Annotated in this window: 22 protein-coding genes; 16 read left to right on the top strand and 6 right to left on the bottom strand. The window is 60.8% G+C overall.

Annotated features, from left to right (window positions below; translation table 11 throughout):
* Nucleotide 1 precedes the first annotated feature (1 nt).
* The gene (locus tag GOQ28_RS02870; protein WP_160350337.1) at nucleotides 2–1,648 is read right to left on the bottom strand and encodes an electron transfer flavoprotein-ubiquinone oxidoreductase; all 1,647 of its coding nucleotides are present in this window, start codon (nucleotides 1,646–1,648) and stop codon (nucleotides 2–4) included.
* A gap of 251 nt (nucleotides 1,649–1,899) precedes the next feature.
* On the opposite strand from GOQ28_RS02870, the gene GOQ28_RS02865 reads away from it, so the two are divergent.
* From GOQ28_RS02865 to GOQ28_RS02855, 3 genes are all read left to right on the top strand, one after another.
* On the top strand, nucleotides 1,900–2,355 hold the full coding sequence (locus GOQ28_RS02865; RefSeq protein ID WP_336603722.1) for an acyl-CoA thioesterase: 456 nt from the start codon (nucleotides 1,900–1,902) through the stop codon (nucleotides 2,353–2,355).
* 123 nt (nucleotides 2,356–2,478) lie between these two features.
* Nucleotides 2,479–3,177, top strand: a complete 699-nt coding sequence (locus tag GOQ28_RS02860) for a CoA transferase subunit A (RefSeq protein WP_160350335.1) — start codon at nucleotides 2,479–2,481, stop codon at nucleotides 3,175–3,177.
* 12 nt (nucleotides 3,178–3,189) lie between these two features.
* Nucleotides 3,190–3,843, top strand: a complete 654-nt coding sequence (locus GOQ28_RS02855; protein ID WP_160355359.1) for a CoA transferase subunit B — start codon at nucleotides 3,190–3,192, stop codon at nucleotides 3,841–3,843.
* Between the two features lie 244 nt (nucleotides 3,844–4,087).
* Here the strand turns inward: GOQ28_RS02855 and GOQ28_RS02850 are convergent, their stop codons facing one another.
* Nucleotides 4,088–4,843, bottom strand: a complete 756-nt coding sequence (locus GOQ28_RS02850; RefSeq protein WP_160355358.1) for a Hint domain-containing protein — start codon at nucleotides 4,841–4,843, stop codon at nucleotides 4,088–4,090.
* 374 nt (nucleotides 4,844–5,217) lie between these two features.
* Between GOQ28_RS02850 and GOQ28_RS02845 the strand changes: the two genes are divergently transcribed.
* From GOQ28_RS02845 to ftsB, 13 genes are all read left to right on the top strand, one after another.
* Nucleotides 5,218–6,099, top strand: coding sequence for a MurR/RpiR family transcriptional regulator (locus GOQ28_RS02845; protein ID WP_160350332.1), 882 nt, complete (start codon nucleotides 5,218–5,220; stop codon nucleotides 6,097–6,099).
* Nucleotides 6,096–7,076, top strand: coding sequence for an isoaspartyl peptidase/L-asparaginase family protein (locus tag GOQ28_RS02840; RefSeq protein WP_160350331.1), 981 nt, complete (start codon nucleotides 6,096–6,098; stop codon nucleotides 7,074–7,076). Before GOQ28_RS02845 ends, GOQ28_RS02840 begins: the two co-directional genes overlap by 4 nt.
* Nucleotides 7,077–7,136: 60 nt before the next feature.
* On the top strand, nucleotides 7,137–9,023 hold the full coding sequence (locus tag GOQ28_RS02835; RefSeq protein WP_160355357.1) for a dipeptide ABC transporter ATP-binding protein: 1,887 nt from the start codon (nucleotides 7,137–7,139) through the stop codon (nucleotides 9,021–9,023).
* Nucleotides 9,024–9,099: 76 nt separating this feature from the next.
* A complete protein-coding gene (gene gsiB / locus GOQ28_RS02830; protein ID WP_160355356.1) occupies nucleotides 9,100–10,650 on the top strand; it encodes a glutathione ABC transporter substrate-binding protein GsiB in 1,551 nt (516 codons plus the stop codon).
* A 57-nt stretch (nucleotides 10,651–10,707) separates the two neighbouring features.
* Nucleotides 10,708–11,628 carry a glutathione ABC transporter permease GsiC gene (gsiC, locus tag GOQ28_RS02825; protein ID WP_160350328.1) on the top strand — a complete coding sequence of 307 codons (921 nt, stop codon included), beginning with the start codon at nucleotides 10,708–10,710 and terminating at the stop codon, nucleotides 11,626–11,628.
* A 7-nt stretch (nucleotides 11,629–11,635) separates the two neighbouring features.
* A complete protein-coding gene (gene gsiD, locus GOQ28_RS02820) occupies nucleotides 11,636–12,535 on the top strand; it encodes a glutathione ABC transporter permease GsiD (RefSeq protein ID WP_160350327.1) in 900 nt (299 codons plus the stop codon).
* A 130-nt stretch (nucleotides 12,536–12,665) separates the two neighbouring features.
* Complete coding sequence (locus tag GOQ28_RS02815; protein WP_160350326.1) at nucleotides 12,666–13,721, top strand: DmpA family aminopeptidase; 1,056 nt, start codon at nucleotides 12,666–12,668, stop codon at nucleotides 13,719–13,721.
* A gap of 120 nt (nucleotides 13,722–13,841) precedes the next feature.
* Nucleotides 13,842–14,672, top strand: coding sequence for a M55 family metallopeptidase (locus GOQ28_RS02810; protein ID WP_160350325.1), 831 nt, complete (start codon nucleotides 13,842–13,844; stop codon nucleotides 14,670–14,672).
* 8 nt (nucleotides 14,673–14,680) lie between these two features.
* The gene (locus GOQ28_RS02805) at nucleotides 14,681–16,492 is read left to right on the top strand and encodes an aminopeptidase P family protein (RefSeq protein WP_160355355.1); all 1,812 of its coding nucleotides are present in this window, start codon (nucleotides 14,681–14,683) and stop codon (nucleotides 16,490–16,492) included.
* Between the two features lie 138 nt (nucleotides 16,493–16,630).
* A complete protein-coding gene (locus GOQ28_RS02800) occupies nucleotides 16,631–18,280 on the top strand; it encodes a CTP synthase (RefSeq protein ID WP_160350323.1) in 1,650 nt (549 codons plus the stop codon).
* On the top strand, nucleotides 18,280–19,134 hold the full coding sequence (kdsA, locus tag GOQ28_RS02795; RefSeq protein WP_160350322.1) for a 3-deoxy-8-phosphooctulonate synthase: 855 nt from the start codon (nucleotides 18,280–18,282) through the stop codon (nucleotides 19,132–19,134). Before GOQ28_RS02800 ends, kdsA begins: the two co-directional genes overlap by 1 nt.
* Nucleotides 19,135–19,189: 55 nt before the next feature.
* Nucleotides 19,190–20,476: a phosphopyruvate hydratase gene (gene eno, locus GOQ28_RS02790; RefSeq protein WP_160350321.1), complete on the top strand. Its 1,287-nt coding sequence runs from the start codon at nucleotides 19,190–19,192 to the stop codon at nucleotides 20,474–20,476.
* An 80-nt stretch (nucleotides 20,477–20,556) separates the two neighbouring features.
* Entirely contained in the window at nucleotides 20,557–20,928 is a 372-nt protein-coding gene (gene ftsB / locus GOQ28_RS02785; protein WP_160350320.1) for a cell division protein FtsB, read from the top strand.
* Nucleotides 20,929–20,935: 7 nt separating this feature from the next.
* Here ftsB and GOQ28_RS02780 read toward each other — a convergent pair whose 3' ends face one another.
* From GOQ28_RS02780 to GOQ28_RS02765, 4 genes are all read right to left on the bottom strand, one after another.
* Nucleotides 20,936–21,550, bottom strand: coding sequence for a TadE/TadG family type IV pilus assembly protein (locus GOQ28_RS02780; protein WP_160355354.1), 615 nt, complete (start codon nucleotides 21,548–21,550; stop codon nucleotides 20,936–20,938).
* 168 nt (nucleotides 21,551–21,718) lie between these two features.
* The gene (gene hslO, locus GOQ28_RS02775) at nucleotides 21,719–22,636 is read right to left on the bottom strand and encodes an Hsp33 family molecular chaperone HslO (RefSeq protein ID WP_160355353.1); all 918 of its coding nucleotides are present in this window, start codon (nucleotides 22,634–22,636) and stop codon (nucleotides 21,719–21,721) included.
* A gap of 49 nt (nucleotides 22,637–22,685) precedes the next feature.
* On the bottom strand, nucleotides 22,686–23,207 hold the full coding sequence (locus GOQ28_RS02770) for a gamma carbonic anhydrase family protein (RefSeq protein WP_160355352.1): 522 nt from the start codon (nucleotides 23,205–23,207) through the stop codon (nucleotides 22,686–22,688).
* A gap of 12 nt (nucleotides 23,208–23,219) precedes the next feature.
* On the bottom strand, nucleotides 23,220–24,893 hold the full coding sequence (locus tag GOQ28_RS02765; protein WP_160355351.1) for an acyl-CoA synthetase: 1,674 nt from the start codon (nucleotides 24,891–24,893) through the stop codon (nucleotides 23,220–23,222).
* Nucleotides 24,894–24,959 lie beyond the last annotated feature (66 nt).

The raw sequence follows: 24,959 nt of genomic DNA, 5'->3' as shown, positions 1-24,959 counted from the left end.
CTTACATCCCGCTGTAGACGGGGCCTTCGCCACCTTGCGGCGCCACCCAGACGATGTTTTGCGTCGGGTCCTTGATGTCGCAGGTTTTGCAATGCACGCAGTTTTGCGCATTGATCTGCAAACGGTCCTCGCCGTGATCGTCCTTGATGAACTCGTAAACGCCGGCCGGGCAGTAACGGGCTTCCGGGCCACCGTATTTGGCCAGGTTGACCGCGACGGGCACCGTCGGATCCTTGAGCGTCAAGTGGATAGGCTCGTTCTCATCGTGGTTGGTGTTCGAGATGAACACCGAGCTCAGCTTGTCGAAGGTCAGTTTGCCGTCGGGCTTCGGATAATCGATGCGCGCGCACTGCGAGGCGGGCTGCAGACAGGCATGGTCCGGCTTGGTGCGATGGATCGTCCAGGGAATGTTGCCCTTGAGCACCAACTGCTCGATCCCCGTCATGATGGTGGCGACGGTGCGGCCCTTCTTGAACCATTGCTTGAAGTTGCGCGCTTTATTGAGCTCGGTATGCAGCCAAGACGATTCGAACGCGGCCGGGTAGGCGGTAAGCTCGTCCTGTTTGCGATCGGCCACCACCGCGTCGAACGTGGCTTCGGCGGCGAGCATGCCGGTCTTGATGGCGGCATGGCTGCCCTTGATGCGCGAGGCGTTCAGGAAGCCGGCCTCACATCCCACCAATGCGCCACCGGGGAAGGTGAGCTTGGGCAGCGACAGCAGGCCGCCAGCGGTGATCGCGCGCGCGCCGTAAGCGATACGCTTGCCGCCTTCGAAGGTGCCGCGAATCGAGGGGTGCGTCTTATAGCGCTGGAATTCGTCAAACGGTGACAGCCAGGGATTGGCATAATCCAGGCCCACCACCATGCCAACCGCCACCAGGTTGTTGTCCAGGTGATAGAGGAACGAGCCGCCATAGGTATCGGCATCCAGCGGCCAGCCAGCCGTGTGCACGACCAGGCCAGGACGCGACTGGGAAGGATCGACTTCCCACATTTCCTTCAGGCCAATACCGTAGGACTGCGGATCGCGGCCTTGGTCGAGCTTGAAGCGCTCGATCAGCTGACGGCCCAATTGTCCGCGCGCGCCTTCGGCGAAGATGGTGTAGCGCGCCAGCAATTCCATGCCGGGCTGGTAATGCGCGGTGTGCGAGCCGTCGCGGGCAACGCCCATGTCACCGGTGGCCACGCCACGGACAGCGCCGTTCTCGTCGTAAAGAATTTCGGCTGCCGCAAAACCGGGGAAGATATCCACGCCGGCCGCTTCGGCCTGCTCGCCCATCCATTTCACGACATCACCCAGGCGGACGATGTAGTTGCCGTGGTTTTGGAAACAGGCCGGCAGCAGCCAGTTCGGCGTGCTGCGCGCGCCCGTCTGGGTCAGAAACAGAAACCGGTCTTCGGTGACGGCCACGTTCAACGGCGCGCCTTTTTCCTTCCAGTCCGGAATCAGCTCGGTGAGCGCCTGAGGGTCCATGACCGCGCCGGACAGGATGTGTGCGCCGATCTCGGCGCCTTTCTCCAGCACACAGACGCTCAGGTCATGATTTTTCTCCGTGGCCAGTTGCTTCAGACGCAGCGCGGCGGCCAGGCCGGCAGGCCCTCCGCCCACCACGACCACGTCATATTCCATTGACTCGCGTTCAGACATTAATCCAGTCCCCTAAGGTGCTTTCTGATGTTGCAAGGAAGTATCATCAGCGATTGTATTGCAATGCAGCGGGGAGCGATTTGGGGCGGAATACGCCTGGGGACCGCCGGGCACCGGCAGGACTTTGGGGGATGCCTGATCTCCGGGCGACGCTAGGACAGCTGGGGTCGGCCAACCGAGGCAGGAGTCGGGCGGTCGGGGATAGCCGGCCCTGGTCGGCGTGAGGCCAAACTTTAATGGAGCTGGGTATCGTGGATTCAGAAAAACTGGCGGGCCGAACGTTGCAAATCGGTGATTGCCATCAAGTGGTGTTGCCGATGCGCTGGGGCGATGCAGATGCGTTGAACCACATGAACAACACTGTGTACTTCCGCTTGTTTGAGGAGGCGCGCATGCGCTTTCTGCAGGGCAGCGGCCTGCAAGTGCCGGCGGAGCAAGGCTTTGTGCTGGCGCATGCGTCATGTGATTTTTTGCGCTCTTTCACCTATCCCTGCGAAGTCGTGGTCACGCATAAAATCACGCGTGTTGGCCGCTCGAGCCTGGACACGGAACTCCTTTTGGAAAAGGCGGGCGATGCGTCGGGTCTGTATGCGAAAGGGCGTACCGTAATGGTATGGATCGATTACCCCTCCAATGCTTCAATGCCTATACCGGATGGCGCTCTCGCCGCGCTTGCCTCGCAGTTCGCACCACCGAGGGCGGTGTAAGTACGGGTCGAGATTGACGAGCCGCTACAATTCGCCAGGATTACGGAGCAATCACCAAATGCCGGGGGCCACGCTGAATTTGCCGCACCCTCATGTTCTCAGTGTCTGTTAGGAGTCGGAGAGATGGACAAAGTGTATGCAAGCGCCGCCGAAGCGCTCGCGGGAGTCGTCAAAGACGATCAGATGATTGCCGTAGGGGGCTTTGGTTTATGTGGCATTCCGGAAGCCTTGATCGCTGCGTTGCGCGATTCCGGGGTGAAGAATCTGACCTGCGTGAGCAATAACGCGGGTGTTGACGGATTCGGTTTGGGTCAGTTGCTCAACACGCGCCAGGTGCGCAAGATGATCGCGTCTTACGTAGGCGAAAACAAAGAATTCGAACGTCAATATCTGGCTGGCGAACTGGAGCTTGAATTCACGCCGCAAGGCACGCTGGCGGAAAAACTGCGCGCGGGTGGCGCGGGTATTCCAGCGTTTTTCACGCGCACGGGTGTGGGCACCATCGTGGCCGAAGGCAAAGAGATCCGCGAATTCGACGGCCAGCAATATGTGATGGAACGCTCGCTGGTGCCGGATGTCTCGCTGGTTAAAGCCCATATCGCCGATCGCAGCGGCAATCTGGTATTCCGCAAGACCGCGCGCAACTTCAATCCGAACGTCGCGATGGCGGGCAAGATCACGATCGTGGAAGTCGAGCAGATCGTTGAGACGGGCGCGCTGGATCCCGATCAGATTCATTTGCCGGGCATCTATGTGCATCGCATCGTGTTGAATGCGAGCCCGGAAAAACGTATCGAACAACGCACCACTCGCCCGGCCTAAGGAGGACATGACATGGCATGGTCACGCGATGAAATGGCGGCACGCGCCGCGCGCGAGCTGCAAGACGGCTTTTATGTGAACCTCGGGATTGGTCTGCCTACGCTGGTGGCCAATCATGTGCCAGCCGGCATCGAGGTTTGGCTGCAATCGGAAAACGGTTTGCTTGGCATCGGTCCGTTCCCGACCGAGGATCAGGTCGATGCCGATATGATTAACGCGGGCAAGCAGACGGTCACCACGTTGCCGGGTTCGTCGATTTTCTCGTCGGCGGACTCGTTCGCGATGATCCGCGCCGGCAAGATCAATCTGGCGATCCTGGGCGCCATGCAGGTGTCGGAAAAAGGCGACCTGGCGAACTGGATGATCCCGGGCAAGATGGTCAAGGGCATGGGCGGCGCGATGGACCTGGTCGCGGGCGTGGGCCGGGTGATCGTCTTGATGGAACATGTCGCCAAAAAGAAAGACGGCACGACCGATATCAAGCTGCTGCCTGAATGCACGCTGCCGCTGACCGGCAAGGGTGTGGTCAACACCATCATCACGGATCTGGGCGTGATGGAAGTCACTGACAATGGCTTGAAGCTCATCGAGCTGGCACCCGGCGTGACGGTTCAGGAAATCCAGGAAAAGACGCTGGCTAAACTGGATGTTTCCGGCGTGAATTGAGCGCGACAGGGCGCGTTTCGTAGCGGGCTTGCCGTTGCGCGAGGCCGTGATGTTGTATCAATGGCGAGTAGTAAGGGCTGGGTTCCGGTTTGCGCGGAAGTCAGCCCTTTTCGTTTCATCTCACGCGTACGCGGATGTGATGTTCGCTCGTGTCCAGACGCTGTGTACCGCGACGAAAGTCGAGGGCAAGCTCGCAGAGAACGAAAGCAAACGCACGGGGCAGTGATTCGCTCGTCTGGATGGTTTACGCCGCGGCTTGCGTCGCGAAATGTTCCTCGGCCCGCTGCGCAATGCGGGCGTGGATCGGCGCGATGTCCGCGGGCTTTCTCAATACCTTGAAACCCGGGCGATCCGCGCGCCGACGCACTTTGTCTTCGGGGCGCAGTGAGGTTACATCGACGTTCTGGAAGAAATCGCGGTTGCCCCCATCGGCCCAGGATTCCGAGAACACGCCGTGGGCCTGGATAACGTCGAACGTATCAAGTTCGACGTGGTAGTAGCTGAACTTACTGGCGCTGGATTCCTGAAAGATGGATCGTTCATTGACCAAATCTTTCGCTCTGACCAAAACGCCATCGACAAAAATATGATGCCATGGCGAAACCCGTAGATCGCTGCTGGGCAGGTCTGGGGCGAGCGCGCCGGCGAGTATGCGTATTGGCTGACACGCGCGGCGCTCTTCACGCGGGCGCAAAGCGACGGCATCGTAGTGGCGCCACCCTATCCATTTGACCGTGCGTAGACCGGTGGACCCGAGGACTGTGTCGCCCACCGTTAGCGATTCAACTGGGACGGCGCCGCGGGCGGTTTCGATCAGGGTGCCTTTGACGAAACAGACGGGGTAGGGGGCGACAGTGTAGGAGATCACCTTCCCCGCATAATCGGCGTTATCGGTGGTGAGATACAGCGTATTGTTATTCTGCGACAGGGTCACAATGCCGTCATCGGTGAAGCCAGCGAAAATCTCGTCTATGGGCCAGCCGTCAGAGACAAATGTCACGACGGTGGACCCCGGCTCCCACTCACCATCAGGACCTGTGAACGTGGTGGGCGTTCCCTGACGCGCTCCTACTAAGTACTGGCCGCCTTGCGGTGTCAGCCTATATGCGAAATTCCCTGTGTACTGCGCCATGATCTGTCCCTTTCGTTGTTAACTATTTTGTGGGTCACTTTACTTGGCGCGGGCGCGTGGGTAGTCAGGCTGTGCGAAAACACAACGTTGCAGATTTAAAAAGAATGTCAACATTTTCCGGCCCTGTGACTCATCACAGGGTAAACCCGGTCTGAAAATTAATTTTCGTGCCCGTCGTGACGATGTAAACTTATTTACATTGCCTATCACTCATTCGTCGTCCACGCCACTCAAATCCCCTCATGTCGCAGGCTCGTTCCCATGTCGCCGCCCGTATCGCGCAGGCTCAACCCACATTCAGTCGCATGCAGCACCGCATGGCCGAGTACGTGCTCGCCCATCAGTTTCGCGTCGCGACGATGACGATCGATGAGTTCGCCGCCGCAGCGGGGGTCTCGGTTGCCTCGGCGAATCGCTTCGCACGCGCACTGGGTCTGCCGGGATATCCGCAATTTCGGGCGGAGCTGGCGCGGGGCTTTGAGGCCGCGCTCGAGCCTGTCGAAAAGCTGCGTATAGAACTGGCCCATTCGGCCACGGCCGCGCAGGTCATGGCCGCTGCACTGGAAGAAGACATTCGCAATGCACAGCGTACGTTGCAAGAACTGGACGCCCAAGCCTGCGAACGTGCGGTCGACAGCATCCTGGGCGCCGAGCGTGTGTTCATCATCGGCTTTGGCGCGAGCGGTTTTCTTGCCGGCCTGCTGCAGCGCAGCCTGTGCATGCACCTTCAAGCTTGCGAATCGCTCGCGGGCCCCGGCGGGGTATCGCACGCGGCGCGGCAGATGGCACGCATGACGCCGCGCGATCTGGTGATCGCGATCGGCTTTCCGCGCTATTTGGCCGATACGGTGACGCTGAGCCAGGCGGCGAACCAGGCCGGTGTGCCGGTGTTGGTGCTGACGGATAAAGCCACCTCGCCACTCGCGCCGTGTGCGACGGTGGCGTTGTATGCGCATTCTGCGCGGCAGTTGTCGTCGAACTCGGAGACGGCTGCGTTAGGACTGATCGAGGGGCTCGCTGCGGCGGTGGCGCATCGGTCCAAGAATTCAATCCAAGCCGCGGCGGGCGTGACCCAATCCGTCATGCCGTGGCTGTTTCATGGTGCAGGAGCAGGAAAAAGATGATTCAGCCAGTGATCGCCATCCATGGCGGAGCAGGAGCCATGTCGCGTGCCGCGATGTCGCCGGAAAAGGAGCAGGAATACCTGCAGGCCTTGCGCGGCATCGTGCAGGCCGGGCAAGCCGTGCTGGCTAAGGGTGGCAGCGCCCTGGATGCAGTCACCGAAGCGGTTCGACTTTTGGAAGACTGTCCGTTGTTCAACGCGGGCCATGGCGCGGTGTTCACCAGTGCGGCCACGCATGAGCTGGATGCTTCCATCATGGATGGCGCCACATTGCGTTCCGGCGCGATCGCCAATGTCGATTGCGTGCGTAACCCCGTGCTGGCCGCGCGCAAGGTGATGGAAAACAGCAAACACGTGTTCTTCGTCGGACAGGGCGCGGTGGACTTCGCGCGTGCTCAAGGCGTGGAAATCGTCGACCCCTCGTATTTTTCCACCGACGCCCGCCGCGAACAGCTGCTGCGCGTACAGCGTGAAAATCCCGAAGCCGCCGTGCTCGACCACGATGGTCAGGCCATGGTGGCCAAGGGGCAGCCCGCGCCGGCCGATCCCCTGGATTCCGATCGCAAGTTCGGCACCGTGGGGGCCGTGGCCGTGGACGCGCAAGGCAACGTCGCCGCTGCAACCTCCACGGGCGGCATCACGAACAAACAGGTGGGCCGTGTTGGCGACGCGCCGCTGATCGGCGCCGGTTGTTATGCCAACAACCGCACCTGCGCGGTATCCACCACCGGCACGGGCGAGATGTTCATCCGCATGGTCGCCGCCTACGATGTATCTGCATTGATGGAGTATCAGGGCGCTTCGCTGGTCGAGGCGGCCGAGCGCGTGGTGATGGAAAAGCTACCCACCATCGACGGCAAGGGCGGGTTGATCGCGGTGGATGCGCAAGGCAATGTGACGCTGCCCTTTAACACCGAAGGCATGTATCGCGGCTACGGCCGAGTCGGCGAGGACCCTGTCGTCGCCATCTATCGATGACCCGCAAGGCCTCGGGCTGGGATCGTCGAGCTTCAGTATTAGTCAGGAACGGAATTCAATATGGTTGATCGCACTCAGACGCTCGCGCTGCCGGAAAACCGCGTAGTCCAGGTCGATGATCTGACAGTGCGCTTTGTGACCTCCGAGCGGACGGTGGAGGCAGTACGCAATCTGTCTTTCCACGTCGATCGCGGCGAGACATTGGCCATCGTGGGCGAATCGGGTTCGGGTAAGTCGGTGACGTCATTGTCGCTGATGCGACTGATCGAACATGGCGGCGGTCGCATCGCACAAGGACAGATGGCGCTGCGTCGTCGCGATAATTCCGTCGTTGACCTCGCGCGTGCCTCGCATCGCACCATGCGCAGCGTGCGTGGCGCCGATATGGCAATGATCTTCCAGGAGCCGATGACCTCGCTGAATCCGGTCTTCACGGCTGGCGATCAGATCGCGGAAACCATTCGCCTGCACCAAGGCAAGAGCGCATCGGCCGCGCGTGCGGAAGCGCTGCGCATGCTGGAGCAGGTGCGTATTCCCGAAGCCAAATCCGTACTGGATCGCTATCCCCATCAGTTGTCGGGCGGCATGCGTCAGCGTGTGATGATCGCCATGGCGCTGGCCTGTAAACCAGCGCTATTGATCGCCGATGAGCCGACCACGGCGCTGGACGTAACGATTCAGGCGCAGATTCTGCAGCTCATCCGCGAACTGCAGCAAGAAATGCAGATGGGCGTGGTCTTCATCACGCACGATATGGGTGTGGTGGCCGAAGTCGCCGATCGCGTCCTTGTTATGTATCGCGGCGACAAGGTCGAAGAAGGTCCGTCCGAACAGCTCTTTGCCGAGCCTAAGCATCGCTATACGCAGGCACTGCTATCCGCCGTCCCGCGTTTAGGCGCGATGCAAGGCACCGATGTCCCGGCGCGCTTCCCGCTGCTGCAAGTCGATGGACGCGCGCAGCCGGTGGCCGAGGAGGGCGCCGCGAGTACACAGGAAGTGCCGCGCGAACCGCGCGAGCCGGTGTTGAGCGTGCGCGAACTGGTCACACGCTTCGATTTGCGCGGTGGCATTTTGAGCCGCGTCCAACGCCGCGTGCATGCGGTCGAAAAAGTTAGCTTCGATCTTTACCCTGGCGAAACCTTGTCGCTGGTGGGCGAATCCGGTTGCGGCAAATCCACGACGGGACGTTCGTTGCTGCGCCTGGTCGATAGTCAAAGCGGGCAGATCCTGTTTGGGGGGCGCGATATCGTCAAGCTGAAGAACACCGAGCTGCAAGCGCTGCGCCGGGATATTCAGTTTGTGTTCCAGGATCCGTTTGCCTCGCTCGATCCGCGTGTGACCGTGGGCTTTTCCATCATGGAACCGCTGCTCGTGCATGGGGTGTGCTCACGCGAGGAAGCTGAAAAACGCGTCGCCGAATTGCTCGATCGTGTCGGCCTCGCGCCCGAAATGGCGCAACGCTATCCGCATGAATTCTCCGGTGGCCAACGTCAGCGTGTCTGTATCGCGCGCGCATTGGCCCTGAATCCCAAAGTCGTTATCGCCGATGAGTCCGTGTCCGCATTGGATGTGTCGATCCAGGCGCAGATTGTCAATCTGCTGATCGATCTGCAACGCGATCTCGGCGTGTCGTTCCTGTTTATCTCGCACGATATGGCGGTGGTCGAACGCATCAGCCATCGTGTCGCCGTGATGTATCTGGGCCAGATCGTGGAGATCGGTCCGCGTCGCGCGATTTTCGAGAACCCCCAACATCCGTACACCAAGAAGCTGATGTCCGCGGTGCCGATCGCTGATCCGACGCGCCGCCATCTGAAGCGAGCCTTGTTGTCAGATGAAATCCCGAGTCCGATCCGTAAGGTGGGCGACGAACCTGTCGTTCAACCTTTGGTGGAGGTCGGCCCGGGGCATTTTGTCGCGCGCCATGCAGTGGGTGGCGCGTATTAACCCGATTGATGGCTCGCGTCATCGATCTGCTTTGTCCACCAAACGTTTCTCCTTTCCGATTTCAGGAGTTGCAAAGATGAAAGTACTGCATCCTACCAAGCTGATGGCCGCCGCCGCGGTGGCCTTTGGCGTGCTCGCGTCGCCGTTGGCTCAGGCCAGCAAAGACGTGACCTTTGCCGTGTCGATCGCGCTCGAAACGCTCGACCCGTATAACACCAACAGCACGCTGAACCAGGCTGTCGGAAAGGCCTACTACGAAGGTCTGCTCGAATTCGACAAAGACCTGAAGATTCAGAAAGTCCTGGCCACCGACTACGAAGTCAGCGACGACGGTCTGGTCTACACCTTCAAGCTGCGCCCGAACGTCAAGTTCCATGACGGCACGGACTTCAACGCCGAGGCAGTGAAGATCAACTTCGACCGGCCCGCGAATCCGGACAACCGCCTGTCGCGCTACATTCAGTTCAACGTGATCGATCACGTTGATGTCGTTGATCCGCTGACCGTCAAGATCACGCTGAAAAAGCCGTTCTCGGCATTCCTGAACGCGCTGGCTCACCCCGCCGCGATGATGATCTCGCCCGCCGCGCTCAAGAAGTACGGCAAGGACATTGGCTTTCACCCCGTGGGCACGGGCCCGTTCGAATTCGTCGAATGGAAGCCGGCCGAATACCTGAAGGTCAAGAAGTTCGACGGTTACTGGAACCAGGGCAAGCCGAAGGTTGACTCGATCACGTTCCGTACCGTGACCGACAACAATACCCGTGCCGCCGTGGTGCAGACGGGCGAAGCGCACTTCGCCTTCCCCGTGCCGTTTGAGCAAGCTGCTCGTCTGGAGAAAAACGACAAGCTCGACGTGGTCGATCACAAGAACTCGATCATGGCCCGCTATCTGTCGATGAACACGATGGTCAAGCCGTTCGACGACCCCAAGGTTCGTCAGGCCATTAACTACGCGATCAACAAAGAAGCGTTGGCCAAGGTCGCGTTCAACGGCTACGCCACGGTCGTCGACGGCGTGGTGCCGGCAGGCGTGGACTACGCACACAAGACCGGCCCGTGGCCTTACGATCCCGCCAAGGCGCGCCAGCTGCTGAAGGAAGCGGGCTACGAAAAGGGTTTCGAGACTCAGCTGTGGTCGGCCTATAACGATGGCACCTCGGTCAAGGTGGTGCAGTTCCTGCAACAGCAGCTCGCCCAGGTCGGCATCAAGACTTCGGTCGAAGTGCTGGAATCGGGTCAACGGGTGCAACGTGTGCAGCAGGTCCAAAAGCCTGAAGACGCCAAGGTCCGTCTGTACTATGCGGGCTGGTCGTCCTCGACCGGTGAGGCTGACTGGGGTCTGCGTCCCTTGTTGACCACCGGCGCTTTCCCGCCCGTGCTGAACAACGTGTCGTACTACTCGAACAAGTCGGTCGATGACGGCATTGCCGAAGCCTTGGCCACGGTCGATCGCGACAAGAAGACCGAGATCTACAACAAGGTTCAGGAAACCATCTGGAATGACGCCCCGTGGGCCTTCCTCGTGACCCAGAACAACGTGTATGTGAAGTCGAAGAACCTGACCGGCGTGTATGTCGAACCCGACACCTCGTTCTGGTTCGGTGACATCGATCTGAAGCAGTAATCGCAAGCATAGGCTCGGCGGGCGCATGGGGCGCTCGCCGATGTCTCAGGAATTTCAATGCTGACCTACATCGTCAAACGTTTATTGGGCATGATCCCGACCCTGTTGCTGGTCTCGGTGGTCGTGTTCTTGTTCGTGCACATGCTGCCGGGCGATCCCGCGCGCCTCGCTGCGGGACAGGATGCCGACCAGGCTACCGTCGAGCTGGTGCGCCAGGAACTGGGGCTGGATCTGCCTCTGCCACAGCAGTTCGTGCGGTATTTCGGCGACCTGCTGCAAGGCGACCTGGGCAACTCGTTGCGCACCAAGCGCCCGGTGTCCACCGAAATCGCCGAACGCTTCATGCCCACGCTGTGGTTGACGGTGGTCAGTATGGTGTGGTCCGTCGCATTCGGGATGATCTTCGGTATCGTCTCGGCGGTGTGGCGTAATCGGTGGCCGGATCGCGTGCTGATGACCTTGGCGGTGTCGGGGATTTCGTTTCCCGCCTTCGCACTGGGCATGATGCTGATGCAAGTGTTCTCGGTGGATCTCGGTTGGCTGCCGACGGTGGGTGCATCGACCTGGAAGCATTACATCCTGCCCTCGATCACCTTGGGTGCCGCGGTCGCTGCCGTGATGGCGCGGTTCACGCGGGCATCGTTCGTTGAAGTGATCCAGGAAGATTTCGTGCGCACAGCGCGCGCCAAAGGGCTGACTGAGAATCGTGTGGTGATCAAACACACGCTGCGTAATGCCTTGATTCCCGTGGTCACGATGATGGGCTTGCAGTTCGGCTTTTTGCTCGGCGGCTCTATCGTGGTCGAGACGGTGTTCAACTGGCCCGGCCTTGGCCGGTTGCTGGTCGATGCCGTGACACAGCGCGACTATCCGGTCATTCAGGGCCTGGTATTGCTGTTCTCGCTGGAATTCATTTTGATCAACCTGATTGTGGACGTGCTGTATGGCGTCATCAATCCCAGTATCCGTTATAAGTGAGGCGGGCATGAGCAATACGACTACCGCCGCGACCGTCTCGGCCGCCAAACAGAACGACGTGCGCACGCCCGCCACGGAATTCTGGCGCAAGTTTAAAAAGCAACATCTCGCCGTGGGTGCAGGGCTCTTTGTGCTGCTGCTGGTCATCGTCGCGGTGTTTGCGCAATGGATCGTTCCCTACGATCCGGAAAACTATTTCGATTACGACGCGATCAACGCCGGGCCATCGTGGGCGCACTGGATGGGCGTGGATTCGTTGGGCCGAGATATCTTCAGCCGCATCCTCATGGGCGCGCAGATCTCGTTGGCTGCCGGCTTTCTGTCAGTGGCCATGGGTGCCGTTGTGGGTACGTTGATGGGTCTGATGGCGGGCTACTACCAGGGCTGGTGGGAACGCATTACGATGCGTATCTCGGACGTGTTGTTGGCTTTCCCGGGCATGCTGCTCGCGATTGGCGTGGTGGCGATTCTGGGATCCAGCATGGTCAACGTGATCGTTGCCGTGGCCGTCTTTAGCGTGCCCGCGTTTGCCCGGTTGGTTCGTGGCAATACGCTGGCGATCAAGCAGATGACCTATGTCGAGGCGGTGCGCAGTATCGGCGCCTCTGACTGGACCATCATCATGCGTCATATTTTGCCGGGTACGATTTCGCCTATCGTGGTTTACGGGACGATGCGTATCGGCACTTCCATCATCACCGCGGCCAGTTTGTCGTTTCTTGGTATGGGTGCGCAGCCGCCGACGCCGGAATGGGGCGCGATGCTAAACGAGGCGCGCGCCGACATGGTGTTGGCGCCGCACGTGGCGATCTTCCCTGCCTTGGCGATTTTCCTGACGGTGTTGGCGTTCAACCTGTTGGGCGATGGATTGCGCGACGCTCTGGACCCGAAGATCGACCGGCGCTAAGCAGGCCGTGAGTCTATGAAAGAGAAGAGGGCGCGGCAGACACCGTGCCCTTTTTGCCATCCGCGCGAATCGCGCGTTGTTCGACGTATGCAAGTCTGCCGTTCTCATACGGCAATAGTAAGGACCAGACATGAATTCTGAATCTTTCATGCCGCGCGTGGGCCAGCTTCTCAGTGGGCCGCGTGATGCCATCACAGACGTCGCTGGCGTGACCGTGGGTCACACCACCTTGTCCAGGGGGGATTGCCAAACGGGCGTCACCGTGGTGCGCCCGCATGCGGGCAATATCTACACCGACAAGGTGCCCGCGGCTGCCAGCGTCATCAATGGTTTTGGCAAGAGCGTAGGCCTGGTGCAAGTGCGCGAGCTGGGCGTGATTGAAACGCCTATCGCGTTAACCAATACCTTTGGGGTGGGCACAGTCGCGAACGCGCAAATCCGTCAGGCCATCGCCGCGAACCCGCGGATCGGCCGCGAGTGGCCCACGGTCAATCCCTTGGTCTTCGAATGCAATGACGGGTATTTGAACGATATCCAGGCGATGCCGATAGCCGAGGCCGATTACTTCACTGCTTATGACGCCGCCGATGTGGAATTCGCGCAGGGCGCGGTGGGTGCGGGCCGGGGCATGTCCTGCTTTTCGTTTAAAGGCGGGATCGGCTCGGCCTCGCGTATCGCCCAGGTCCACGCAGATCAACGCTATACCGTTGGCGCATTGGTGTTGTCGAATTTCGGACGACTGCCTTTGATGACGATCGCGGGCCATGCACTAGGCCAGCGATACCTCGCCGCTCAAACTGACGAAAGTGGCCCCGAGAAAGGGTCCATCATTCTATTGCTGGCAACCGACGCACCGCTCGACTCACGTCAGCTGGAACGTTTATCTCTGCGCGCGGCGGCGGGCCTGGCTCGTACCGGCTCTGTGTTTGGCCACGGCAGCGGCGACATCGCCATGGCGTTTTCGACCGCTTACACCGTTCCTCACGAAGCCGAACGCGCGATGCCTGCAATCGCGATGCTGCATGAAGCCCGTATTGACAAGCTTTTCGAGGCGGCGGCCGAGGCCTGCGAGCAAGCCATCATCGCCGCCCTTTGGCGCGCCGAGACCGTTCACGGCCGCGATGGCCATGTCCGGCAGGCCATTACGGAAGCCATACCAGATTGGCGGGAATGGTTGACTCGTTGAGATAGATCTGACCTGACGTAGCGTTGATGCTGGAGCAGGCATATCCAACTGAGTTAGATCCCTATAACCCGACCACGCCCGCGCAAGCGCATTCATTCCAATCACTTCTTTCGTTTAAACATGAAGATCCTCATCTCCACCGACATCGAAGGCGTGGCCGGCGTCTTTCATGCTGAGCAAGTCCGCCCCGGCAACGGCGAATACGAGCGCGCGCGCGTCTGGATGACGGGCGAGGCCAACGCCGCCGTCCAGGGCGCCTTCGAAGGCGGCGCGACCGAAGTGCTGGTCAACGATTCGCATGGCGGCTTCCGTAATCTGCTGCCCGACCAGATCGATCCGCGCGCCCGACTCGTGCTGGGCAAGCCCCGCTATCTCGGCATGATGGGCGGGCTGGAGGAAGCCTGCGACGCGGTGATGCTGGTCGGCTATCACTCGCGCGCACAAGGTCGCGGCATCCTTGCTCACACCATCAACAGCTTCGCCTTTGCGCGGGTGCTGATCAACGGGCAAGAACTCGGCGAGGCCGGCCTGTACGGCGCGCTAGCTGGCGAACTGGGCGTGCCCGTCATCCTCGCCAGTGGCGACGACGTGTTCATCGAGGAAACCCAGCCGCTGTACCCGAATGCGCAATGGGTACAGACCAAGATCGCACACGGGCAGGGCAGTGGTATCACCCTCTCTCCAGAGGCTGCCCGCCAGGCTATCGCCCAGGCAGCTCGCCTGGCCGTGCAGGCGCGACGCGACAATATCGATGGCGTGACACCCTTTCGCATCGCTGGACCGATAGAATGCCGGCTGCAGACACAATCCTCTGCCTTGGCGGATCTGTTCTGCATGTGGCCCACGCTCGAGCGCGTGGACGGCGTCATGCTGCGCTTTACGGTAGACAGCATGCAGGCCGCTATCCGTACGCTCAATAGCCTGTCGGCCATGTCATCCATGTTGCGTTAAGGAAATTCATGTCTAGTACTGACACCCGCATTGCCCAACTGCGCGAGGCCATGCGCCGACTGGCGTTGGATGCCTGCATTGTGCCGTCCGCTGACCCCCATCTGTCTGAATACCTGCCCGAGCGTTGGCAGGGACGCCAGTGGCTGAGCGGTTTCACCGGGTCTGTCGGTACGTTGGTCGTGACGGCGGACTTCGCCGGGCTGTGGGTGGATAGCCGCTATTGGGTGCAGGCAGAGGCGCAATTGTCCGGCTCCTGCGTGCAACTGATGAAAATGGGCGCGGCCGCGACGCCCAGCCATGTAGATTGGTTGGCGCAGCAACTATCGTCCGGGCAACGCGTGGGCGTAGACGGGCAGGTCCTGGGTCTGGCGGCATTTCGGGCTTTGTCGGCCGCGCTCGCGCCGCGTGGCATCGCTCTGGATATCCAGGCGGATCCGCTGTCCGACATCTGGACCGACCGTCCGGCATTGCCTGAGGCTCCAATTACCGAACACACCGCCCCGTATGCCTGCGTCTCGCGCGCGGACAAGCTGGCGCAGGTCCGGCAAGCCATGCGCGCCAAGCGCGCGGATGTGCATTTTCTATGCACTTTGGACGACATCGCATGGCTCTTTAATCTGCGTGGCGCCGATGTTTCCTATAACCCCGTCTTTCTTGCGTTCGCGTTGATCACCGAGGACAACGCCACGCTGTTTGTCGGTGAAGGCAAGATCGACGAGGCATTGCAAACCGTCCTAGCCACCGACGGCGTCGATGTCGCCTCCTACGATCAGGTTTCCGAAGCCCTGGGTTCGCTGGAACTGGACCAGACCTTGCTGATCGATCCGTCGCGCGTGACCTGCGGCGTGTTCCATGCGATGAACCCCGAGGTACCCCGCATCGAGGATATCAATCCGTCCACGCTATTGAAGTCGCGCAAGACCGACGCCGAGCTGGCGCAGGTACGCATCGCGATGGAGCAGGACGGCGCGGCGCTGTGCGAGTTCTTCGCCTGGTATGAGCGTGCTGTCAACGGTGGCGAACGAGACGAGCCCGTCACCGAACTGACGATCGACGAACAAATCACGGCCGCCCGGGCCCGACAAGCCGACTATGTGTCGCCCAGCTTCGCCACCATCGCGGGCTTTAACGCCAATGGCGCCATGCCTCACTACCGCGCCACGCCCGAGTCGCACGCGGTCATCGAGGGCGACGGCTTGCTATTGATCGATTCCGGCGCGCAATATCTGAGCGGCACGACCGACATCACCCGCGTAGTGGCCGTCGGCACCCCGAGCGCCGATCAAAAAGTCGACTTCACGCTGGTGCTCAAGGGCATGATTGCGCTGTCGCGCGCGTCCTTTCCGCGCGGCACGCCATCGCCGATGCTGGACGCGATCGCGCGTGCGCCGATCTGGCAGGGTGGGGTGGAATACGGCCATGGCACGGGCCACGGCGTGGGCTACTTCCTCAATGTGCACGAAGGCCCCCAAGTCATCTCCTATCGTGCTGCGCCCGGCCCGCACACAGCCATGGAGCCCGGCATGATCACCTCCAACGAACCCGGCATTTACCGCGCCGGCCGCTGGGGCGTGCGCATCGAAAACCTGGTGGCCAACCGTCCCTGGCTCGATGGCGAGTTCGGCGAATTCGTGTGTTTTGAAACCCTCACCCTGTGTCCGATCGACGTCCGGTGCATCGACGTGACGTTGTTGCGCGAAGACGAAATCGCCTGGCTGAATGACTACCATCGCATGGTGCGCGAACGGCTTTCGCCGCGCGTCGAAGGCGAGGCACTGGCCTGGCTGCATGCCCATACCGAGCCATTGCTGGTATCGTGATGCCGTGGCGGGGGCCAGTCGCCGGCCCCCATTTTCGGGTTGTTACCTCACAACAGTCAGGGAAAACCCCTGACTTGGCTCGCGGCCGGCTATAATCCAAATTTCCCGCATGCGCTCCCTACACGGGCGCCTATTACGATGACCAAATACGTATTTGTCACCGGCGGTGTGGTGTCATCCCTGGGCAAAGGGATCGCCGCCGCGTCCCTCGCCGCGATCCTCGAATCGCGCGGCCTGCAAGTCACTCTGCTCAAGCTTGATCCCTACATCAACGTCGACCCCGGCACGATGAGCCCGTTCCAGCACGGCGAGGTGTTCGTCACCGAAGACGGCGCCGAAACCGATCTGGACCTGGGCCACTACGAGCGTTTTATCTCGGCCAAGATGCGCAAGGTGAACAACTTCACCACCGGTCAGATCTATGAATCGGTGCTGCGCAAAGAGCGTCGCGGCGACTATCTGGGCAAGACCGTGCAGGTGATCCCGCACATTACCAACGAGATCCAGGACTTCGTCGCCCGTGGCGCCGACGCCGCCTGGAATGGCGCCACCGACGTGGCCATCGTCGAGATTGGCGGAACCGTGGGCGATATCGAGTCGCTGCCGTTCCTGGAAGCCGCGCGCCAGATGAGTCTGCGCCTGGGCCGCAACAACGCCGCTTTCGTGCATCTGACGCTGGTGCCGTTCATCGCCTCGGCTGGCGAACTCAAGACCAAGCCGACCCAGCATTCCGTGCAGAAATTGCGCGAAATCGGTATCTATCCGAACGCCTTGCTGTGCCGCGCCGACCGCCCGATCCCCGACGACGAGCGCGCCAAGATCTCGATGTTCTCCAACGTCCCGCTGGACGCCGTGATCTCGGTGTGGGACGCTGACTCGATCTACAAAATCCCCGCCATGCTGCACAAGCAAGGCGTGGACAACATCGTCTGCGAAGCGCTGGGCCTGAATCCGCCGCCGGCCGACTTGTCCATGTGGGACAGGCTGGTCGATGCGCTGGAGCACCCCCAGCACGAAATCACCGTCGGTATGGTCGGCAAATATGTCGATCTGACCGAGTCGTACAAGTCCTTGTCCGAGGCGCTGGTTCACGCCGGTATCCACACGCGTTCGAAGATCAATATCGAGTACATCGATTCCGAAGACATCGAAACGCGCGGCACCGAGCAGCTCAAGCATCTGGACGCCATTCTGGTGCCCGGTGGATTCGGCAAGCGCGGCACGGAAGGCAAGATCGCCGCGATCCGCTACGCGCGTGAAAACGGCGTGCCCTACCTGGGCATCTGCTTGGGCATGCAGCTGGCCGTGATCGAGTTCGCGCGTCATGTCGCCGGTCTGGGTGGCGCCAACAGTACGGAATTCGATCCGTCCGCGCCGCATCCCGTCGTGGCACTGATCACCGAATGGATGGACCGCGAAGGCAAGCTCGAACGTCGCGACCAGACCTCCGACCTCGGCGGCACCATGCGCAAGGGCGCGCAGGTCTGCCCGATCAAGCCGGGTACGCGCGCACAGTCGATCTATGGCGACACCGTGAACGAACGTCACCGTCACCGCTACGAGGTGAACAACGTCTACGTCCCGCGCCTCGAAGAGGCAGGCATGGTCATCAGCGCGCGCACGCCTACCGAAAATCTGCCGGAAATCATGGAGCTGCCGAACCATCCCTGGTTCGTCGGCGTGCAGTTCCACCCGGAATTCACCTCCACGCCGCGTGACGGGCATCCGCTGTTCTCGAGCTTTATCAAGGCAGCCATCGCTCATCACGACACGCGTAAGGATAGCTAATGAAAGCTTGCGGTTTCGATATTGGTCTGGAACACCCGTTTTTCCTCATTGCGGGCCCGTGCGTCATCGAGTCGCGCGAACTGGCCTTCGATACCGCCGGCCGGCTAAAGGAAATCACCGCCGCGCTGGGCATCCCGTTCATTTACAAGAGCTCGTTCGACAAAGCCAATCGCAGTTCTGGCAAGTCGTTTCGTGGCCTGGGAATGGACGAGGGGCTGAAGATCCTCGCTGACGTGCGCGATCAGCTCGGCGTGCCCGTGCTCACCGACGTGCACGAAACCGAGCAGGTCGAGCCCGTGGCGGCGGTGGTGGATATGCTGCAGACGCCGGCCTTCCTGTGCCGGCAAACCGATTTCATCCGCGCCTGCGCGGCCTCGCTCAAGCCCGTCAATATCAAGAAAGGCCAGTTCCTCGCCCCGCACGATATGGTGCAGGTCGCGCAGAAAGCGCGCGACGCCGCCATCGAGGCCGGTGGCGACGGCAGCAACATCCTGGTCTGCGAACGCGGTGCTTCTTTCGGATACAACAACTTGGTGTCCGACATGCGTTCGCTCGCTATCATGCGGGAAACGGGCTGTCCTGTCGTTTACGATGCTACTCACTCGGTGCAGTTGCCGGGCGGGCAGGGCACGTCTTCGGGCGGGCAGCGCGAGTTCGTGCCAGTGCTGGCGCGTGCAGCGGTGGCCGTGGGCGTATCCGGTCTCTTCATGGAGACCCACCCCAATCCGGCTTGCGCCTTGTCCGATGGCCCGAACGCCGTGCCGCTGGACCTGATGCCCGCGCTGCTCGAGTCGCTGGTCGAGCTCGATCGCGTCACCAAACGCAACGGTTTCATCGAAAATCAGTTCGTCTGAACTGGCCCGGTGACGCCGTCATGAATTTGTTTATCGTTCAGGGAATCAATCAATCATGAGTGCAATCGTCGACATTATCGGCCGCGAGATCCTCGATTCGCGTGGCAACCCCACCGTCGAATGTGATGTGTTGTTGGAATCGGGCGCCATGGGCCGCGCCGCGGTTCCTTCGGGCGCGTCCACCGGCCAGCGTGAAGCCATCGAGCTGCGCGACGGCGACAAGTCCCGCTACCTGGGCAAGGGCGTGCTGCGCGCCGTCGAGAACCTCAACACCGAGATCTCCGAGGCCCTGATGGGTCTGGATGCTCAGGAGCAGACCTTTGTCGATCGCACCCTGATCGAATTGGACGGCACCGACAGCAAAGAGCGCCTGGGCGCTAACGCCATCCTGGCGGCTAGTATGGCTGTCGCCCGCGCTGCGGCCGACGAGTCGGGCTTGTCGCTGTACCGCTATTTCGGCGGCAGCGGCCCGATGAGCATGCCCGTGCCGATGATGAACGTCATCAACGGCGGCGCGCACGCCAACAACACGCTCGATCTGCAAGAGCTGATGATTCTGCCCGTGGGCGCAACGAGCTTCCGCGAAGCCCTGCGCTGGGGTGCCGAGGTCTTCCACAGCCTGAAAAAGATCATCAATGCCCAAGGCATGTCCACCGCCGTGGGCGACGAAGGCGGCTTTGCCCCCAACGTCCAGAACCACGAGGCTGCCATTCAGCTGATCCTCAAGGCCATCACCGAAGCCGGCTACGAGCCGGGCACGCAGATCGCCCTGGGTCTGGATTGCGCCAGCTCCGAGTTCTACCGTGACGGCAAGTACACGCTGGAAGGCGAAGGCGGCTTGTCGCTGTCCTCGCAAGAGTTCGCCAACCTGCTGGCCACCTGGTGCGACAAGTACCCGATCATCAGCATCGAAGACGGCATGGCCGAAAACGACTGGGACGGCTGGGCCTTGTTGACTGAGCAACTGGGCAAGAAAGTCCAGCTGGTCGGCGACGATCTGTTCGTCACCAACACCCGCATCCTGCGCGAAGGCATCCAGAAGAACATCGCCAACTCGATCCTGATCAAGATCAACCAGATCGGTACCCTGACCGAGACCTTTGCCGCTATCGAAATGGCCAAGCGCGCCGGCTACACCGCCGTCGTGTCGCACCGTTCGGGCGAAACCGAAGACTCGACCATCGCCGATATCGCCGTGGCAACCAATGCCATGCAGATCAAGACCGGTTCGCTCTCGCGTTCGGATCGTATGGCCAAGTACAACCAGCTGCTGCGCATCGAAGAAGAACTCGCCGAAGTGGCGTCCTACCCGGGCCGCGACGCGTTCTACAACCTGCGTTGATCGGACTGCATGCCGGGCGCTCACGCGCCCGGCATGAGGTCGGTCGCCATTTATAGGCTATCCCTGAAGGGCTCTCGTATATGCGCCTGCTGTTCTTGGTGCTGCTGGCGTTGGTGGCGCTGATCCAGTATCCGCTTTGGTTAGGTAAGGGCGGCTGGTTCACCGTTTGGGACCTGCAGAAACAGATCGCGGCGCAGCACGAGGTCAATGAAGGCCTGCGCGCGCGCAATGCCGCGCTGGAAGCCGAGGTGCGAGACCTGGAAACCGGTTCGGGCGCGATCGAAGAACGCGCCCGCAGCGAGCTCGGCATGATGCGCGAAGGCGAAGTCTTCGTGCATATCCTGCCGGCCGACAGTCCCTTGCCAACGAACTCGGTGCCGGGCGCCGTTCATTCCCGTCCGTCTAATCAAGCACCCGCACGCACCGCGCCACCCGCCACGCAACGTCGTTAAGCCGGCGCTAAGTCGCCGCCTTGGTGCAGTCCCAATCGCCATAGACTACGTTCGCCGTCGGCGTTGCTTTCGGTGAAGCCCGGGCATGCGTTTCGATATCCAGCGTTAACCGTATGGGCAGCATGCCGTGGGCCCATGCTTTGCGCATGCAATCTCCCTGCTCTTGCCCAAACGCCCGGAGCAGGGCGCGTGTCATCGGGGATAGTGGTTCATGAAGATAAGTCAGCCGCGTATGCAGGATCTGCACGTCTTGCGGCTGCAGAATTTCTATCCGCCACGCAGGCATGCCTGTTTTATTTTGGATGGCGGCCCAGATTTCCGCCTGTCTGTTCTGCGCGGCATGTTTGCCGGCGACCAACGGCGGCAGGAATGCGGCAACGAATCCACGCTGCATGGCCTCGGCGCGATCAGGATGCGTGGCGCCGACCCGTGCGCTGTCCAATAGCGCGACATAGGCCATTTGCCGCAACATCTGCCAGTGCGCGGCTTCGACGATCAGCGTACCGAACAACAGCAGCGAAATCGCGACGAGCGCGAATTCGACCAGCGTTGCGCCCCGTTGACGTAAGCGATCGCCGGTGCTCACCATCGCTTCCCCAGCGTAAAAAGAAAAAATCGGCATATCCAAGACTGTGCTTGAGATATGCCGATCTTCAGAAGCTAACGATAGTCTGCCCCAAAATTGCGACGAATCCTATGGGGCCGAGGATGATACTTTGGACGCAGTCGGTTCACGGTAGGAGGCATCCCGCGCAAGCGGACAAATAGCTAAGCCCGCACGCGCAGAGACTTAATGCACCGTCGGCGGATCCTGTTCCGGCATGGGTCGGCTGTCCGTAAACAAACCCGAACAATCCACTGGGTCGAACGCATAAGGCTTGCCGCAGAAATCGCAGGTGATCTGTACGGAGCCTTGCTCGGCCAGAATCTCATTGACTTCCTGCTCGCCCAGCGTGCGCAGCATATTCCCGACGCGCTCGCGCGTGCAGGGGCAATGCCAGCGGACCTGGGACGGCTCGAAACCGATCATCGTGTCTTCCCAATACAGACGATGGATGATCGTATCGATATCGCTATTTAGCAGCTCGTCGGGCTTGATCGTTTCGGCCATGACGATAGCGTGTTCGAGGGTGTTGGCCCCGCTTTCGCTCGCGGCCGTGCCGCCGTGGTCCGGCAGGCGCTGGATCAAGAGCCCGGCGGCATGCTGCCCGTCAGCTTGCAGCCAGAGACGGGTGTCGAGCTGTTCGGATGCCTTCATATAGTGCTGCAAAGCCTCGGCCACCGTATCGCCTTCCAACGGCACAATGCCTTGATAGGCTTGCTGGCCGGGAACCTTGCGGCGCGGATCCAGCACGACGATGAAACGGCCCTCGTTATTGGTGTTCAAAAGGCTTTGCATCGTGCCATCCGGCGGCACTTCCTGACCCTCGCGGATCTTGACCGTGGCGCGCATGCCCAGGTCGGACTGGCATTCGACGACCAATAGCGCGACAGGGCCCGTGCCTTGGATTTGCAGAACCAGCGAGCCTTCGAACTTAATGTTCGCCGCCAGTAGCGCGGCGGCCGCCATGAGTTCGCCTAGCAGGCGCTGAATGGCGGGCGGGTAATCATGATGCTCTTGTGCGTGCAGCCAGGTCTCGTGCAGCCGGACGGCCTGCACGCGCACCGAGCGATCTTCGAAAAGGAATTTCTTGAGTTGATCAGTCATACGTGAATGTTAGCCGATGACGCGCAAGGTGCCATCGCCACCCGCCGAATTAACCGATGCGTTTAAGCGCGCGCTTGTAGTGTTGCGCGCGCTCCTGATAATGGTGGGTATTCCCGTGCATATTGGCGATTTCTTCCGGGGACAATTCGCGTACCACTTTGCCCACACCGATCACCAGCGAATTATCGGGAATCACTTTGCCTTCGGCGATGATGGCGCCCGCGCCGATCAGGCAGTTTCGCCCGATAACCGCACGGTTCAAAATGATGGCTTGCATGCCTATCAGGGCGCCTTCCTGGATCGTGCAGCCATGCAACATGGCTTGATGGCCCACCGTGACGTTTGGCCCGATGGTCATGGGGCAGCCTTCATCCACATGCAAGACGGAACCTTCCTGGATGTTCGTGCCGCGTTCGATGATGATCGGCGCATTATCGCCACGGATTGCGACATGGGACCATATGCTCACCCCCTCGTGCAGGGTCACATTGCCAATGATGTCCGCACTGTCTGCCACATAGACGCTGGGGTCGATTTGAGGGGTCTGATCATCAAGCTGATAAATAGGCATACTGCAACAGTCTCACTCAGGGTGTCCGGCGGGTATCGCCGCCCGGGTCTGCTCGCGCAGGCGCAGGACACGGCGCTGGATTTTGCCGGTTGTTGTCATAGGGAGTTCGTCGATGAACTCAATCTCTTTGGGATACTCGTACGGCGCGAGCCGTTCGCGTACATAGTTCTGTAACTGGAGCGTCACCTCGGCAGGATCGTGGCTGGCGTACTCGGGGGTTAGCACGACATAGGCCTTGACCACCGCGCCTCGCTCGGGATCGGGTTTGGGCACGATCGCGGCATTCGCCACGGCCTCGTGACCGATCAGGCAGCTTTCGATTTCCGCCGGGCCGATACGATAGCCGGCGGATTTAAATACATCGTCGGCGCGTCCCGCATACCAGAGGTAGCCGTCTTCGTCGACGCGCGCCAGATCGCCCGTGCGGCACCAGTCGCCCGTGAATTTTGCCTGCGTGGCCGCTTCGTTGCGCCAATAACCCAGAAACAGGATTGGATCGGGAAATCCGGCAATATCGAGCCGATTTAGCGCGATCTCACCGACTTCGCCGACTGGCACGGGCTGCCCCGCCTCATCGATCACCGCGACCCGATGTCCAGGGTAGGGGCGCCCCATGCTGCCCGGCTTCGCCGGCCAGCGGTGACAACTGTTGCCGACGATATAGTTCATCTCGGTCTGGCCAAACATTTCGTTGGGCGTAATGCCCAGCGCGGTCTGACACCAGCGAAATACCGTTTCTCCCACGCTTTCCCCGGCGCTCATGATGGCGCGCAGCGACAGGCGATAGCGCGTCATCGGCTCGGGCACCGACTTCATCATCATCTTCAGCGCTGTGGGGAAGACGAACACATTGGTGACTTGGTAACGCTCCATCAGTTCAAACGCGCGCTCGGGCGAGAAACGCCCGCGCGTGCCCACGATGGCATGTCCGAAATACAAAGTGGGCAGCAGCGCGTCCATCAAGCCGCCCGTCCATGCCCAGTCCGCCGGCGACCAGAAGACATCGTTCGGCTTGGGAAACCAGTTTTGCGAGGCGACAAAGCCCGGCAGATTGCCAATAAGTACGCTATGAGGCAGTAGCGCTCCTTTGGGCGCGCCCGTCGTGCCCGACGTGTACATCAGTATCGCCGGGTCCGAGCAGAGTGTGGCGACCTGTTTGAATTGCGACGGCTGACGGGCTAGCAGGCTGCGCCAGGGCAGCACCCGTTCGTCCACAAAGCCTATGCCGATAATCTGGTTCAGATTCGGGCAGTCGTCGCTGACAGCCAACACATTGATACGGGAGGCCGGATCGACGATAGCAATGCGCGCGTCCGAGTCTCGCAGGCGCGACTCCAGCGCCTCGGGCCCGAAAAGCGGCGATAACGGCACGACGACCGCGCCCACGCTGTAGATCGCCATGTGCGCGACCACGGTTTCCGGTCGTTGTCCTAAAACCACACCCACGCGATCGCCGCGTTCCACGCCCATCTTGATCAACCCATTGGCGAGCTGATTGACGGCTTCGCCCAGGCGGGCGTAGGTCCAGACCTCGCGGTTACCGGCCTCGTCTTCGTGGTAAATGGCAATGCGTCGGGCATCCGCGGTGCTTTCGGCCCAACGGTGGCAGCAGACCTCCGCAATGTTGAATTGGGTCGGAACTAGCCAGCGGAATGATTGGTAGAGCGACTGATATTGGTCGTCCATGGCCCTATGTTTTAAGCGCGCTGGCGATCATCCCGAGGGATGCCCGCCCGGGGGCCGGAATGCCCC

The organism is Bordetella sp. 02P26C-1 (assembly GCF_009763255.1).
Classification (GTDB): Bacteria; Pseudomonadota; Gammaproteobacteria; order Burkholderiales; family Burkholderiaceae_B; genus Bordetella_A.
This window is presented reverse-complemented; position numbering and strand designations above follow the sequence as displayed.

Coding starts and splice junctions, on each gene's coding strand:
- GOQ28_RS02870 (WP_160350337.1), bottom strand. CDS start 1,648: ATGTCTGAACGCGAGTCAATGGAATATGACGTGGTCGTGGTGGGCGGA.
- GOQ28_RS02860 (WP_160350335.1), top strand. CDS start 2,479: ATGGACAAAGTGTATGCAAGCGCCGCCGAAGCGCTCGCGGGAGTCGTC.
- GOQ28_RS02855 (WP_160355359.1), top strand. CDS start 3,190: ATGGCATGGTCACGCGATGAAATGGCGGCACGCGCCGCGCGCGAGCTG.
- GOQ28_RS02845 (WP_160350332.1), top strand. CDS start 5,218: ATGTCGCAGGCTCGTTCCCATGTCGCCGCCCGTATCGCGCAGGCTCAA.
- GOQ28_RS02840 (WP_160350331.1), top strand. CDS start 6,096: ATGATTCAGCCAGTGATCGCCATCCATGGCGGAGCAGGAGCCATGTCG.
- GOQ28_RS02835 (WP_160355357.1), top strand. CDS start 7,137: ATGGTTGATCGCACTCAGACGCTCGCGCTGCCGGAAAACCGCGTAGTC.
- gsiB (WP_160355356.1), top strand. CDS start 9,100: ATGAAAGTACTGCATCCTACCAAGCTGATGGCCGCCGCCGCGGTGGCC.
- gsiC (WP_160350328.1), top strand. CDS start 10,708: ATGCTGACCTACATCGTCAAACGTTTATTGGGCATGATCCCGACCCTG.
- gsiD (WP_160350327.1), top strand. CDS start 11,636: ATGAGCAATACGACTACCGCCGCGACCGTCTCGGCCGCCAAACAGAAC.
- GOQ28_RS02815 (WP_160350326.1), top strand. CDS start 12,666: ATGAATTCTGAATCTTTCATGCCGCGCGTGGGCCAGCTTCTCAGTGGG.
- GOQ28_RS02810 (WP_160350325.1), top strand. CDS start 13,842: ATGAAGATCCTCATCTCCACCGACATCGAAGGCGTGGCCGGCGTCTTT.
- GOQ28_RS02805 (WP_160355355.1), top strand. CDS start 14,681: ATGTCTAGTACTGACACCCGCATTGCCCAACTGCGCGAGGCCATGCGC.
- GOQ28_RS02800 (WP_160350323.1), top strand. CDS start 16,631: ATGACCAAATACGTATTTGTCACCGGCGGTGTGGTGTCATCCCTGGGC.
- kdsA (WP_160350322.1), top strand. CDS start 18,280: ATGAAAGCTTGCGGTTTCGATATTGGTCTGGAACACCCGTTTTTCCTC.
- eno (WP_160350321.1), top strand. CDS start 19,190: ATGAGTGCAATCGTCGACATTATCGGCCGCGAGATCCTCGATTCGCGT.
- ftsB (WP_160350320.1), top strand. CDS start 20,557: ATGCGCCTGCTGTTCTTGGTGCTGCTGGCGTTGGTGGCGCTGATCCAG.
- GOQ28_RS02780 (WP_160355354.1), bottom strand. CDS start 21,550: ATGCCGATTTTTTCTTTTTACGCTGGGGAAGCGATGGTGAGCACCGGC.
- hslO (WP_160355353.1), bottom strand. CDS start 22,636: ATGACTGATCAACTCAAGAAATTCCTTTTCGAAGATCGCTCGGTGCGC.
- GOQ28_RS02770 (WP_160355352.1), bottom strand. CDS start 23,207: ATGCCTATTTATCAGCTTGATGATCAGACCCCTCAAATCGACCCCAGC.
- GOQ28_RS02765 (WP_160355351.1), bottom strand. CDS start 24,893: ATGGACGACCAATATCAGTCGCTCTACCAATCATTCCGCTGGCTAGTT.